At 39.5% G+C, this 14,519-nt stretch carries 9 protein-coding genes and 8 tRNA genes; 3 read left to right on the top strand and 14 right to left on the bottom strand.

What is annotated here, in order from left to right; genetic code table 11:
• Positions 1 to 86 precede the first annotated feature (86 nt).
• The 4 genes from CWB62_RS14830 to CWB62_RS14815 form a co-directional block, all read right to left on the bottom strand.
• The gene (locus CWB62_RS14830; protein ID WP_058406015.1) at positions 87 to 1,142 is read right to left on the bottom strand and encodes an alkaline phosphatase D family protein; all 1,056 of its coding nucleotides are present in this window, start codon (positions 1,140 to 1,142) and stop codon (positions 87 to 89) included.
• Positions 1,139 to 2,263 carry an alkaline phosphatase family protein gene (locus tag CWB62_RS14825; RefSeq protein ID WP_138530212.1) on the bottom strand — a complete coding sequence of 375 codons (1,125 nt, stop codon included), beginning with the start codon at positions 2,261 to 2,263 and terminating at the stop codon, positions 1,139 to 1,141. Before CWB62_RS14825 ends, CWB62_RS14830 begins: the two co-directional genes overlap by 4 nt.
• Positions 2,264 to 2,332: 69 nt before the next feature.
• Positions 2,333 to 4,609 carry a TonB-dependent receptor domain-containing protein gene (locus CWB62_RS14820; RefSeq protein ID WP_138530214.1) on the bottom strand — a complete coding sequence of 759 codons (2,277 nt, stop codon included), beginning with the start codon at positions 4,607 to 4,609 and terminating at the stop codon, positions 2,333 to 2,335.
• Between the two features lie 190 nt (positions 4,610 to 4,799).
• Entirely contained in the window at positions 4,800 to 5,843 is a 1,044-nt protein-coding gene (locus tag CWB62_RS14815) for an alkene reductase (RefSeq protein WP_058406012.1), read from the bottom strand.
• Between the two features lie 213 nt (positions 5,844 to 6,056).
• Between CWB62_RS14815 and CWB62_RS14810 the strand changes: the two genes are divergently transcribed.
• Positions 6,057 to 6,446 (top strand): DUF2750 domain-containing protein, encoded by a 390-nt coding sequence (locus CWB62_RS14810; RefSeq protein ID WP_058406011.1) that lies wholly within the window; start codon positions 6,057 to 6,059, stop codon positions 6,444 to 6,446.
• Positions 6,447 to 6,496: 50 nt separating this feature from the next.
• Here CWB62_RS14810 and CWB62_RS14805 read toward each other — a convergent pair whose 3' ends face one another.
• Complete coding sequence (locus CWB62_RS14805) at positions 6,497 to 7,366, bottom strand: alpha/beta fold hydrolase (protein ID WP_171034619.1); 870 nt, start codon at positions 7,364 to 7,366, stop codon at positions 6,497 to 6,499.
• A gap of 287 nt (positions 7,367 to 7,653) precedes the next feature.
• Here CWB62_RS14805 and CWB62_RS14800 point away from each other — a divergent pair, with 287 nt between their 5' ends.
• Both CWB62_RS14800 and CWB62_RS14795 read left to right on the top strand, forming a co-directional pair.
• Complete coding sequence (locus CWB62_RS14800) at positions 7,654 to 10,323, top strand: CHASE domain-containing protein (protein WP_138530218.1); 2,670 nt, start codon at positions 7,654 to 7,656, stop codon at positions 10,321 to 10,323.
• 102 nt (positions 10,324 to 10,425) lie between these two features.
• Positions 10,426 to 12,084: a GGDEF domain-containing protein gene (locus tag CWB62_RS14795; RefSeq protein WP_138530220.1), complete on the top strand. Its 1,659-nt coding sequence runs from the start codon at positions 10,426 to 10,428 to the stop codon at positions 12,082 to 12,084.
• A gap of 42 nt (positions 12,085 to 12,126) precedes the next feature.
• Here CWB62_RS14795 and CWB62_RS14790 read toward each other — a convergent pair.
• The 9 genes from CWB62_RS14790 to CWB62_RS14750 all read right to left on the bottom strand — a co-directional run bounded on the left by CWB62_RS14790 (position 12,127) and on the right by CWB62_RS14750 (position 14,453).
• Positions 12,127 to 12,216: transfer RNA gene (locus tag CWB62_RS14790), tRNA-Ser, on the bottom strand.
• A 196-nt stretch (positions 12,217 to 12,412) separates the two neighbouring features.
• Positions 12,413 to 13,453, bottom strand: coding sequence for a quinolinate synthase NadA (gene nadA / locus CWB62_RS14785; protein WP_138530222.1), 1,041 nt, complete (start codon positions 13,451 to 13,453; stop codon positions 12,413 to 12,415).
• Positions 13,454 to 13,581: 128 nt separating this feature from the next.
• Positions 13,582 to 13,657, bottom strand: a tRNA-Lys gene (locus tag CWB62_RS14780).
• A 78-nt stretch (positions 13,658 to 13,735) separates the two neighbouring features.
• Positions 13,736 to 13,811 (bottom strand) — tRNA-Lys (locus CWB62_RS14775).
• A gap of 39 nt (positions 13,812 to 13,850) precedes the next feature.
• A tRNA-Lys gene (locus CWB62_RS14770) sits at positions 13,851 to 13,926 on the bottom strand.
• 62 nt (positions 13,927 to 13,988) lie between these two features.
• Positions 13,989 to 14,064 (bottom strand) — tRNA-Lys (locus CWB62_RS14765).
• Between the two features lie 55 nt (positions 14,065 to 14,119).
• A tRNA-Lys gene (locus tag CWB62_RS14760) sits at positions 14,120 to 14,195 on the bottom strand.
• 60 nt (positions 14,196 to 14,255) lie between these two features.
• Positions 14,256 to 14,331: transfer RNA gene (locus tag CWB62_RS14755), tRNA-Lys, on the bottom strand.
• Between the two features lie 46 nt (positions 14,332 to 14,377).
• Positions 14,378 to 14,453 (bottom strand) — tRNA-Lys (locus CWB62_RS14750).
• Between the last annotated feature and the right edge of the window lie 66 nt (positions 14,454 to 14,519).

The raw sequence follows: 14,519 nt of genomic DNA, 5'->3' as shown, positions 1-14,519 counted from the left end.
TAGCGTGTAGTTAAACAAAAAATAAACGCACAGAACTTACTTTAATCACTTTTTAATCACTGTGCGTTTGTTATTTTATAGCGCTGTTATTTATAAGGGCTAATACTTGAGAGGCCAAAGTTACTTTGCATAATGACTTTGCCGTCTATGCCTTTAAGTTTTAGTGAAATAGCCGGGTCGGCTTGCTCCCAGTCTATGCTTAAATCGCCATAGTTTACGTTATGAGTGAAGTCGCCTACACGGTGTTTATTTGGGCTAACGTCTTTCCATTTTTCTGTTAAGCCTGAGCTGGTCATTTCAATAAGCGGGTAATCTAGGTTTTGATCGTATTTAGATATTTCGCCCCAATGCGTGTCGCCACTAATGATCACCACCCCATTGACCTTATGTTTTTTTATTAGCGCAAATAACCTATTGCGATCCTCTGGAAAATTAGCCCATGATTCCCAGCCAGTAAAGTCAGGCAATAATTGGAGGCTTGATGCAATAAGCTTAATTGCGGCTGGCTTTTTAAGCTCAGTCTCGAGCCATTGCCACTGCGCCTCACCTAGCATAGATGCCCCTTTAACCTCGGTTGGGCTATAAGGGCCTTGGTTATTTAACTTACGCTTGGTGTAATACTCAAGCTCGCTTACGTGATTAAGTGTGTCACGGTTCCAGCGTAAATCAGGCATGATCACCTGTACAGTTTGATCGCCTTCCCCATACGTATACGAGGTGTAAATACCGTCTGAACGTGTTCTTCGCTCAGAGCTGGCGGGCTCTTCCCAAAAGTCGAGCATAATTTGGCGCGATTGCTCTTTATGCGGGTATTCTTTTCCGGCATCGTTTTGACCAAAGTCGTGATCGTCCCACATTGCAATGATGGGTGTATTTTCTTTTAGGGTTTTAAAGCCGGATTTTGCGCCTAATTTTTGATATTTATTGGCAAGTACAGACATGTCGTTGGTATCGCCGTAGATATTGTCGCCTAAAAATATAAATAAATCGCCCTGCTCTTTATTTATAGTGTCGAATATTGGAATGTCTTTATCTTGATGCCCGCACGAGCCAAACAATATTTTTGATGGCGCAGCCATCGTACTTGAGCTTATAACTAACGCAAGTGTTGAATATAAAACAGGTTTTAATCGCATTTTCATTTTAAGATCTCTTTAATAGCGGGTGCCATATTCGGGTTTATTTTGTAAGGTTGTAGCCCAAGTGCCTCAAGCACCGTAGCAGCTATTTGCGCCTGTTTAACATTGTTAATTTTTATTAAGCCATTTCCATTAATTGCAGGGCCAATAGCGCCAAGCCAAATATGCTCTGAACCAATAATCCCTTCTGGAAATGCTTTATTACCCTGCGCTGATTTAGCTAATGCCTGTTTAGAACTATGATGTTGCCAATCGTTTGCATTACTACCGCGGCCGTGATCGGTTGTGATAATAAGCGTCGTTTTATTTTTATAACCTGGGGTACTTTGAATGGTTTGCCATAAGTCTTTTAAAAATGCATCGCTTTGTTTGGCTGATTTTAAGTAGGCGTCGTAGTGACCATCGTGGGCAAAATCATCTGTTTCACCTAAGCTTATTACCAGCAACTTGGGTTGTTTGGCCAACATGTAGGCTTTAGCAAAGCGGTAGGTAAAACTGTCTAATCGTACATTGACCCACGGGCTGGGGATCTCTTTTTGCAGTGCATTTAAAAGTGGGGCGTTATCAAATAAATTGTTTTCAATCGGCATAAAGCCTGCGTTTACATAAACGTTACTGCGCTGGGTATTTACAATGTATGGAAACACATCCCAACTACCAAACAACGCGGTGCTGTTTTTAAATTCAGGGTGTGTGTTTAAACGCTCTAAAATGGTTTTATTAGGGTTATAAACTTTATCGTTGCTGTTTATGTTTACATCTACTTCGCCGCTTAAAATTTCGTTATAACCGGGGTACGAAAAATACCACGGATTGCTTACCGACATTGTAGAACCCTTTTTTCTATCGCCAATAATAACACCGTCTTTTGCAATCGTTTGCGTTAAAAAAGGCATTAATAATTGCTGACGTTTTTGAGGGTTTTCATCCCAAAATTCATCGTGTAGTTGGCTCGGCTGCTTAACAAAGTCTTTATTGGTAATAAGGTTTTTATCAGCACCACTAAATACCTCTTGCCAGCGCACGCCATCAAGGGTCACAAGAACAACGTTTGTGTCACTCGCGCACACAGCGTTGGCAAGTAAAATAAAGCTCGCTGCAATTACTTTCAATATTGTTTGCATGTTTTTCTCACCTTGCGTTTAATAAAAAGCCCATCAATGTGATGGGCTAATATTAACGTTATTGATTATTTAAAATGTTGCGGTAAAGGTAACCGCCGCCGTGCGTGGTGCACCAATAAAGTAAGTAGTGCCGTTGCCTGTACCGCCAGCTAAATAGCTTTCGTCGGTCACGTTATAAACAACAAAAGCAATATCAATGGCTTTAAATGGACCCGCATCAACTTGTGCTGCGTAACCCGCATTTAAATCAAGCACAGTGTAGCTATCTACGTCGCCACGCTCACCGGTGTATTTAGCTGACAAACCAAAGCGGAAATCGCCACTGTAGTAATCGGTTGAAAGCACAAATAAGTCATCTACAGAGTCAATAACCTTTTCACCGGCTTCAAAACCAGGTGCATCCCCTTTGTATTCAGAATTATTATTTGTATACGAGCTATAAAAACTCCAATCAGGGCTTAACATGTAACTTGCTGAAAGCTCTAACCCTTGTGATTCAATACCGCCTACATTTAAGTAAGAGCCATTTGTACCAATGGTGTAGTCAATACCGCCTGTGTCACTGCCTGGTGCTATAAAGGTAATGCGGTTATCAAACTCTATTGAATAGGCTGTAGCGGTCAGTTTAAGTGCGTCGTTTTGGTAACGAACGCCTAGGTCAATATTTTCAGCCGTTTCGGGTTCAATCGCTGATAAATCTGAGCTGTCGCGCTCAAGTACACCATCTTTTATGGCTGCAAAATTTTCGCTGTAACTGGCAAATAACTCGGTTGAATTATTTAATTGATACACAATACCGCCACTAAATAGCACGTCAGAGTCGCTATTAACTTTAGCGGTTGTGGCATTTTGGTAATGGTCAAACTTTTCAATATCAACAAGGTATTTTTTTACACCCACGTTGAGTGTTAAATCGCCAAATACCATTGAATCTTGTGCGTACCATTTTAGCGTATCTGCCTCAAACGTATTTTTGTATTGAGTCCAGTATGGCGTGCTATCAAAATGGTGGTAAATGCTAGCATTAATCACTTTGTGCCAATCACGCGACTCGTCGCGGTCACTTTGCTCATACCAAAAGCCAGCTTCTATGTCGTGCATACCAAATGTAGCTTGGTAATTGGCTGTTACACCTAGGCGGTCTTTTTTGTAATGGGTATGACGATACGACATAACCGGTGTTGCACCAGCATCGTAACACGCCGGGTTTAGGCCAGGTCCCGACTCCCACGGCCAACTTAAACTAGCGGTACAGCCTTCGTTAGGCGCAAGTGGATTGCCATCGCTATCTACAAAACCATACGAGCCCGCGTTAGTGCCGCCCTCAGTTGTTGGATCACCGTTTTCATCTACTGGGGTTGTTAAATAAGGTGGGATCCAATCACCACGCCCTGAGTTTTTATGATAATAAGGGCTAACAGTAAGTAAAGATGTTGGCGAAAGAGCATATTCAAACTTTACATACGCTAGCGTATTTTCGCGAAGTGTGCCCCAACCTTCTGCAAACATTTGGTCAAAATGCGGAACGCCCGTCCAATTCCACGTCAGTTGATCCCAGTCAGGCGTTTGCTCAAATTGGGCCAAACTTACACTGTTGTAATTTGTTTCGCTAACGTCATCGTATGATAAGCGCCCAGTAATGGTTAAATCACTTAACGTGGTAACAAATTTAGCTTCGGCGTGTTGGTTGTCTTTACCACCATTACTACCCGAGCCAATCCAACGGCTGGTATCGGTTTGTGAGTAACTAACGTAAGCTTGGGTGTTATTAAACAGCGTACCCGTTTCGTGTTTTAAATAGTATCGTGTTGCATCGTGACTACCTGATGTGTACGCAAAAGTAGTGCTTTTTTCAAGGCTTGGCGCTTTACTTACAAAGTTAAATGTACCGCCTAGCGCTTCAAGTGATGCCGACTTAATATCAGAGGTGCCTTGACCGACCTCAACGGTTGCAAGGTTTTCAGAGTCTAGGTAGCGATTTGCTTTTGCCCCGCCGCCATAATTAGAGCCGCCATTTGGAATACCATCGACTGTCATACCTAACTGTTGCTGGTTTGAGTCAATACTAAAACCACGCATGGTAATGGTGGTAGACCAATCGTCACCGCCAAATGCATCACCTTCGTTTATGCTAATGCCTGGCAAATTATCAATAACCGACAAAACACTTGAAACCGTGCTTTGCTGCTCTAACATGGCAGGTTCAATCACATTATTAGCGTAACTGGTTGGCTTTGCCACAACAGTAACTTCTTCAATAGTGGTGTCGTCGTTAGCATAAGCAGATGTTGATACCGCCATGGCAATGGCCATGCTCAAAATCGATTTACTCTTTAAAGCGTACATTGTTGTCCCGTTTGATTTTATTAATGGTTTATTATGAAAACGGGCACAGTATGATTTTAAAATATGACAATAACGCTTTGTTTTATTGACATAAAGATTAAACAAATATGAGAGAACGATGGCGAAAACATGTAAAAAAAAAGACACTTAATAAAGCTATTAAGTGTCTTTTTCATTTAATTACTACAAATTACTTAAGCTCAGCCAGCATCTCGTCGCTGTAAGGCACTAACTCTTCGCCGTTAGTTACTTTGCTAATATAATCTGGGTTTGCAATTAGTGGGCGTCCAATAGCAATCAAATCAAACTTACCTTCATTAATTGCGTCTTTGGCTGACTCAAAGCTGTAGCTACCCACGCCTACCAGTGTTCCTTTGTATCCCGCACGTAAAAACGCTGAAGTTGTTTTGCCTTCAAGCGATTCGAATGTTGTGCTGTCATCAAAAATACCACCGTGCAAGTAAGCAAGCTCTCTTTTTTCGAGTTCAGGTAATAGGTAATCAAAAACCGCTTTGTCACGGTTATCTTCGCTCATATTAAAGTAAGCGCCAGGTGTTACACGCAATGCTGTACGCTCGTTACCTACTGCGGCAATAACTGCATCGGTGACTTCAAGGGCAAACCTAGCCATGTTTTGCGGTGTTTGGCCATACTCATCTTCACGTACATTGGCTTCGTAATGTAAAAATTGATCAATCAGATAGCCGTTTGCCCCATGAATTTCTACACCATCAAACCCAGCTTCTATTGCATTTTCGGCGGCTTTCGCAAAATCTGCTATCAACGATTTAATATCGTCAGTTGTCGCGGCTTTTGGCGTGATGTAAGTAAGCTCACGCATACGGGGTACCGAACCCTCTACACCTATTGCTGAAGGGGCAAGTACTTCACCATCAAAAAAGTGTGGATGTGCAACACGGCCAACATGCCACAGTTGAGCAAACATTTTACCGCCATTTGCATGAACAGCGTCAGTCACTTTTTTCCAACCTTGAATTTGCTCACGTGTAAACAAGCCTGGCGTTGTTGGGTAACCTTGCCCGTCTGGGCGAATAATTGTCGCTTCGCTAATAATTAATCCTGTGTCTGCGCGGCGTGCATAATACTCAACCATATCTTGCGTTGGCACTAAATTTTCGTCAGCCATACAACGTGTAAGCGGTGCCATTAAAACACGATTTTTAAGTTCAATCGTGTCGTTTAATCGATATGGTGTAAGTAAATCTGTGTTCATTTTATAAATCCTTGATTAAGTGTATGCATACTAAGTGTGGCCTTTTTGACAACATTCAAGATCAATTTTGAATGTTTGCTCAAAATATACTGACTAACCTCTAAAACGGATCTACATAACAAAAATAATTGTGAAGTTTTCAACACTGTGTCACATAACTCGATATACTTGTACGCTATAAATATAAATTGACAGCAACAAAGTGAGCCCATCATGACAAGCGAAAATGCAACCGACAAACACGACGTAATTTTAGGCCTAGGCGCCAAAAAACGTCTCGCGTTTATGTTTGAAACCGTTCAGCAATACAAGCAAGTATGGATTTTAAATGACGACGACGGCTGTGTAATGCTTACCAATGAAGATGACGACTGTGTACCTGTGTGGCCAACGCGGGAATTTGCCCAAGCATGGGCAACCGGTGAGTGGGAAGGCTGTACACCTAAAGCAATTCCGACCGCTGATTGGTTTAGCCGCTGGACACCGGGCCTTGAAGAAGACGACCTACTTATTGCAGTATTCCCAACCGAGGAAGACGACGGCACTATTTTATTCCCTGATGAATTTGAAAAACAGCTAAAAGCACCAAAGAAAAAATACTAAATAACATCCTTGTTTGGTGTATAAACGCGGTTTTAAAGTAGCCGCGTTTTTTATATCTGCTTTCTAAAATTTAAATAAGCCTGAGTGATTGCCTTAGCATCTTCAACTTGCGGATAGTGCCCAAGCTCAGCAAAGCCTTGTGTGCGGGCATTAGGTATTATTTTTTCATACTGTTCGAGCATGTGTTTCCCTGATATTGGGTCTTGCTCACCTGCAATCAATGTAACCGGTATATCGCTATTAATAATTGCAGTAACCCAGCGCTGCTCGTTTTGCTTTCGCTGTGTAATGTAATTAATTAGCTTTGGCATAACACGTAAACCATTATTGTGATTTAAAAGCGCCCAAAGCGTATCTATAACTACAGGTGCGGGTGGCGTGTTTGCACCAAATATGGAGGTTAAATTTTTGGCAAACTTTTGCTTACTCATTAGCTTAGGGACTATCCAGCCCAGCTTTGAAAGTAACAGCTTTTGTATAAATAACGGTTTATGTGCTTGAGGAAACAACCCGCCATTTAAAAAGCACACACTGTGTATACGTATTTCACTTTTAGTAGCAACTTGTCTTGCTAATAGCTCTTGCGCCACGGTATCACCATAATCGTGGGCGAGTATGTGTACATCGGTAATATTTAAGCGCTTTAAAAATTGCGTGTATAAATCAGCCTGCTCCGTAATTTTATAAGTCGCGTTTATTGGTTTATCCGAAAGCCCAAAACCCAGCATATCAAGTGTTACTAAAAAGTAGTGTTGAGTAAGTTCATCCCACATACCTTCCCAGTCCCAGCTAGCACTTGGAAACCCATGAATTAAAAGCAGCACGGGTTTATTTGCACTCCCTGCTATTTTAGTAAAAATTTGCTGGCCGTTGATATTTAAAAACTGACCGTTTATTTGCCATTGTGTGAGTGTATACACGTTGTTAGCCCAAATAGGTGGTTTTAAATGTTTTAACACAATTACAGATAAAGTCCGAAAAATAGTCTAAAAACAATACAACCTATAAATTTAATGCTTTATCATTAAAAAAAGTCAGCTTAGTTATATTTACTGCCACTAAAAAACTCAATTACACTACTGAACAACTTACTATTTAACAAGGCGTTTAGTTTGTTTTTAACTTGTAACTTAACTATTAAATGCTATATTGAAATGTACAACGAGGTCCCATAACTTCAACTAATATCATGCAAAAGGATTAATAAATGGCTTTGCAAATTAGAGCTAATAAAGGAGTGATACTGGGTACTTCGCTTCAGGCTTTAATCCTCACTATGGGTGTTGTTTTCACCTACTTCCAACAAATACAACATCAGCAAACATTAGATACAAAAGTATTAGCGGCTTTAAACAACGAGCTAACAAACCTATCGGTGGGCATAAACAACAGAATGGAGCTATATCAATACGGGCTATTTGGCCTAAAAGGGTTTATACAGGGTATTGGTATTGAAAACTTAAACTACAACGCAATTAAACGTTACTCAAACGCGAGAGATTACGCACAAGAATTTCCGGGAGCTAACGGCGTTGGGTACATAAAAAAAGTAACCCAGAGCGAACTTCCCTCTTTTATAACTAAAGCAAAAAGCGAACGCCCCGATACCCTATTTAACTTTAAAACATTGTCTGAAAACAAAAGTGATCATTTTGTAATCCAATATATTTTTCCTGAAAGTAACAATAAACAAGCAATAGGATTAGATATTGGCTCAGAAACTATTCGTAAACGTGCAGCATTAAACGCAGTTTTTGCAAATGCTGCTCAATTATCTGCACCTATTACGTTAGTACAAGCAGATAAAAAAACTCATCATGGTTTTTTGATTCTATTACCTATTTATAATAGTAAGATCACGTCTTCATCTAAAGGTGAACGGCTAGAAGCGCTCCATGGCTGGGCATATTCCCCTTTGCTCATAGACAATATTTTAAACTCATTATTTGATATTAATGAAAACTACTTAGCCATTAGCGATCTAAACGATGCAACTAATGTGGCCTTTTTTACATACGGCGATAAAACAAGTAACACTGAGTTTAAAGTATCCACTGTTACTAATGTGATCGGCCGTCAGTGGCAAATAACTTTACATGGCTCTCATGCGTTTATTGAAAACCTGCATTTGCCTTATCAATATCAAGCACTCGTAAATGGTATTTTTTTAACGCTAATTGCTATGTTAATTGTGCTTGCAATACAGTTACAATTTTTTAGAAAAGCCCAAAAAGAAAATTTAAGACGTGAAGCCGAGCAGGCACATAAAAATATTCTTGAACAAGCCAATTTGAAACTAGAGACTGATGTAAAGCTACGAACCCAGCAAATAGCCGATATTAGTATGTTACAGCGCAGCATTTTAGACAGCGCTAGCTACTCCATTATAGCTACCGACATAAACGGTTTAATTACCGAGTTTAACCCCGCTGCAGAGAAGTTACTGGGCTACAAAGCAAATGATGTCGTAGGCAAAAAAACCTGTAGCATATTTCATTTAGAAACAGAGCTGGTAAGCAAAGCAAAAAAACTTAGTTATGAGCTCAACAAAATAGTTAGCCCAGGGTTTGAAACATTGATTGTAAAGGCAACCCCCACAGAACCCGATGTTAACCAATGGACCTATGTAGACTCTAAAGGTAGGCATATTCAAGTCAGCTTAAGTGTTACATCACTGCTTAATAACAGGGCTCAAGTTGTTGGTTTTTTAGGTATAGCGTTTGATTTAACGCAGCAAATAAAACACGAACAAGCACTTGCCCACGCAAAAGAACTCGCAGAGCAAAGCTCTAAGACTAAATCTGAATTTTTAGCAAACATGAGCCATGAAATACGTACACCTATGAATGGTATTTTAGGTACTCTGCAGTTACTGCAAGAGCAACCGATGAATGATAAATCAACAGACTACTTAAAAAAAGCACTCTACTCTACTCGCTCATTAACCACTATTATTAACGATATACTGGATTTTTCTAAAATCGAAGCCGGTAAACTTTCTCTTGAGCAGAAGGTGTTTGAGCTGGACGAATTAATTCATCATTTAGAGTCTGATTTATTAGTACCTGCCCAAGAAAAGAATATTTATCTAAAATTTAAATCAACGATTCATCATAAATACTGGCGTGGTGATGCTGTAAGAATAAGGCAGGTGTTTTTAAACATAATATACAACGCAATTAAGTTTACACACAAAGGAGGTGTAACGGTTGAGTTTAAACTAACTGACGATGAACAAGTTTGCGCTATTGTTTCAGACACAGGTATTGGTATTCCAAAAAATGTTGTAAACAGGCTCTTTGAGCGATTTGAACAAGCAGAGTCTTCAACCACGCGTGAATATGGTGGAACAGGGCTTGGATTGCCAATTACGAAGTCGCTAATAAACCTTATGGACGGTGACATAAAAGTAACAAGCGAAGAAGGTGTTGGAAGCCAGTTTTATGTATACCTACCGTTAGAACAAGCTGACAAAATACCAAGCACTGATAATACTGAAAATTTAGATTTTCCCGATCTAAGTAATAAAGTTATTTTGATTGCTGAAGATAATAAAATTAACCAAATAATTGTGAGCTCTTTTCTTGAGCCTACAGGTGCTAAATTAGTCATTGCTAATAATGGTTATGAAGCAATAGATTTATACAAAAAGGTATCACCTCATATAATTTTCATGGACATACAAATGCCAAAAATGGATGGCTTTGAAGCGTGTAAAGCCATAAAAAGGATAGATGCATCACAAACAGTTATTGCACTTACAGCCAATGTACTCTCTGAACAAAAGCAACTTTATGAACAGTTTTTTGATGGGTACGTATCAAAACCTATTGAAAAACAAAAACTAATAAACGCATTACATATTAAAAATACCTAAAGCCGAAATACCTTAAAAACTGACATATTGGGTATTAAATGGTTATATAAATACTTATAAAGTATTTTTTACATAAGCACATAAGCAAATTAAAGGGGGAGTATGCTTAGATTATTTAGTTTATATTTATGTATATTGTTGACCCTATTGTCTTTTAGTACATTAGCTCAATCGCTTAATGATGAACAAATTAAAAAAATTGGGCCCGCTATTTGGCAACAGGTTAATATAAAGTCACCTGTTTCGGGTGAACAAATAATCAGTGCATATCAAAATAAGCAAAGCCCTCTTGTTTCTTTATCTGAAATGCGTGGACCCGCTGTTGCTAAAATACCACTGTCGACTCTGAATGAAGAACGCTGGGTTGTATTACCCCAAGCAAACTACCTAGATGGTGGTTTTGCTTATTGGCAAGATACACAGGGAATTCGTTTAATTGCTGATTTTTCTCAGGGTAGTTTGTCGCAGTCAGCAATTATAATGCATGGACAAGCGTTTCAATTAAACCTAGAAACAAATTCTCAAGGCGTACTGTGGCTTTATTTAAATGCACGTCATTACGCGAAACCAGTGAGTGTAACCTTTTTAGATGAGCCTACATTTATATACCAGCAGTTTTTTATAAATTCACTCAGTATAATGTCCATCACCATTATGCTCACCCTTGCCTGCATGGCATTCATTCTTTATTTAAAAACAGGTCAAAACGTTGCGTTATATTGTGCAGGTTATATTGGCTTACACGGAATTGGTTGGGCGTTTGCGGCTGGGGTTTTTGGCGTATTTTACAGCTTTAAAAGCATAAACTCACATTATTTTGGTATGTATATTTTTTCGTTTGCGATATCTTCAGCCAGCGCCTTTGCCTATTACTTATTTAATTTTCATACGGTTGCAAAAACACGAATAAGCCAATTTTTAAAGTATTTTTCTTATGTCGCTTTTATTAGTGGCTTTATAAACCTAGTACTACCCTTTCATTGGGTATTTTATTTAGCACACACTTTAGCAGCAATATGGGTGGTACTAACGTTAGTGCTCGGCTTTAAAATGTTGAGCTTAAACGATTTTAGAGCAAAGTATTTTTTAACCGGTAATATTATTTATAGCCTTTCTCTTGTCGTGTTTATTTTAGCTCACCTTAACTTAATCGTAACCGCCTCGGCTGAGTTATGGGTTTTAATTGCACTCGCGATAGATTGTATTTGTATATTACTTTCACTTTCTGAATGGTTAAAAATAAAGCAAAACGATTATATTGATGCCCTTGAACAATCCCGCATTGACCCGCTCACAAAAGTAGGTAACCGATTACTACTACAAGAAAAGCTAAATACTATTGGCACGTTTTATTTAATTGTATTTATTGATTGTGATGGTATGAAATCAATAAACGACCAATTAGGTCATGCCAGTGGCGATGAGTTACTTATTAACGTTACTAAGTTGATTAAAAAAGGATTGGCTAACTTAGGGGATGTTTATCGAACAGGTGGGGATGAATTTATCTGTTTATGTAATGCCGACTCACTAGAGAACCTTGCTGTAATCGAAAGCAACACGGCTAAAGCACTCAATAAAGTACATATTCAGCTACAGCAAAAGTGGCCAGAATCAGGATTAAGTTTTGGTATTGCCAGCAGTAATGAATGCACTGATTACAAAGCGTGCTTTACCTTAGCTGATGAACGAATGTATGCAGTAAAATATGCCCGAAAAAATAGCACATCGAATAGCCAACAAGCCACACAGCAAACTTAGTGCACAAAAAAGGACGCCATAAGGCGTCCTAATATAGAATGATGGTGGAGGAAGAGGGATTCGAACCCTCGTTAGGGGTTAACCTAAACACACTTTCCAGGCGTGCGCCTTCAGCCACTCAGCCATTCCTCCACAGTGTTGCATTGCAACAGCGCGTTATAGTATGAAATAGGTTACTCAGGTGCAAGGCATTTTTAGTATCTGGCTTTTAACTGCTCACTAATCATACCAATTACATCAACATGATGAGTTTCAATCACTATAACTCTTTTAGGCACAAAAAAAGGGGACTGAACTTCAGTAACCTTTTTATTAATCGTGCGTTTTATTATTTTGCCATGTTAGCTGTAAAATCTAGCATGCGATTAAGTGACTTAAGTGCCCCTTCACGCAAATCCATATCTACAAATACTTCTTTACCTAGAGGGTCTATTAATGCCTCCTCAATCGCTTTTAAGCCATTCATTGCCATCCACGGGCAATGTGCACAACTTTTACATGAAGCGCCTTCACCAGCCGTAGGAGCTGCAAAAAACTCTTTCTCTGGGCAGAGTTGCTGCATTTTATAAAAAATACCTCGGTCAGTCGCTACAATAAACTTTTTATTAGGCATTGTTTGCGCCGCTTTTATAAGCTGGCTTGTAGAGCCAACCGCATCAGCAAGTGCAACAATTTCAGCAGGTGATTCGGGGTGGACTAACACGCCAGCATCAGGGTGCAGCGTTTTCATGTCTTTAAGTGCTTTAGTTTTAAACTCATCGTGAACAATACATGCGCCATTCCACATGATCATGTCTGCGCCAGTATTTTTTTGAATATAGCTGCCTAGGTGCTTATCTGGGCCCCAAATAATCTTTTCACCTTGCTCGTCTAAGTGCTCAACAATCTCAAGGGCACAAGACGACGTAACAATCCAATCAGCACGTGCTTTAACCGCCGTTGATGTGTTTGCATAAACTACAACTTTTCTGTCTGGGTGCTGATCACAAAATGCTGAGAACTCATCAATTGGACAACCAATGTCTAACGAGCAGGTTGCTTCAAGTGTTGGCATAACAACTGTTTTATTGGGGGTTAATATTTTTGCTGTTTCACCCATAAAACGTACGCCTGCAACAATGATCATGTCAGCGTCATGTCGCGCACCAAAACGCGCCATTTCTAAAGAATCCGCAACACAGCCACCTGTTTCTTCAGCCAGTGCTTGAATTTCAGGATCTGTATAATAATGCGCTACGAGTACCGCGTTTTTATCTTTAAGTAATTGCTTAATACGTGCTTTATATTCGCTCTGCTCGTCTTTCGTTAACGGTGCTGGCTTTGGAGGGAAAATATAGCCTTCAGGCATAATAGTTTGCGCTAAACTCATGTTCTCGACCACTTATGTACAGTGTATAAATTACGGCGAATTATACGAGAATAAAAGCATAAATAACAGCAAACTGGTTAAGCTGTTTATAAAAAAGAGAATGGAATTTTAAAAAAGAATATAACAAATGGTGGGTCATGATGGATTCGAACCATCGACCAATTGATTAAAAGTCAACTGCTCTACCAACTGAGCTAATGACCCGCTCTAATATTGTATGTACTGAAATATGTTGCTTGCGTAGATCCGCCGATGTTCCAGTTTTTACTTATAAAGTAAAAATGGTGGGTCATGATGGATTCGAACCATCGACCAATTGATTAAAAGTCAACTGCTCTACCAACTGAGCTAATGACCCGCTCTTGGTGCTAACTTATAAACTTATGTTTTGATAAAATGGTGGGTCATGATGGATTCGAACCATCGACCAATTGATTAAAAGTCAACTGCTCTACCAACTGAGCTAATGACCCGCTCAAAACATAGTTTAAAAAAGCTTACATGCGTGAATCCGCCGATTAGAAATTTTATAGAATGGTGGGTCATGATGGATTCGAACCATCGACCAATTGATTAAAAGTCAACTGCTCTACCAACTGAGCTAATGACCCATTCTATTTTTCGTAAATTATTGATTATACTTTAGTTACTGACCACTCGTTAAAGTGGTGGGTCATGATGGATTCGAACCATCGACCAATTGATTAAAAGTCAACTGCTCTACCAACTGAGCTAATGACCCGCTCATAAACTTATTCAATAATAAACATGCGTAAATCCGCCGATCCAGACACTTTAAAAGTGGTGGGTCATGATGGATTCGAACCATCGACCAATTGATTAAAAGTCAACTGCTCTACCAACTGAGCTAATGACCCGCTCTGGTGTAACTGCTGTATTCAAGTTGGAAAACCATTTTAAAAATGGTGGGTCATGATGGATTCGAACCATCGACCAATTGATTAAAAGTCAACTGCTCTACCAACTGAGCTAATGACCCGCTCTATTTGAAACATTTTTAGTTGGGTAAGCATTCGTTTGCTTCGGGCGCTTATAATACTTATTT

The organism is Pseudoalteromonas sp. S408, assembly GCF_005886645.1.
Taxonomy (GTDB): Bacteria; Pseudomonadota; Gammaproteobacteria; order Enterobacterales; family Alteromonadaceae; genus Pseudoalteromonas.
Note: the sequence above shows the minus strand (reverse complement) of the source record. Positions and strands in the feature narration are given on the sequence as shown.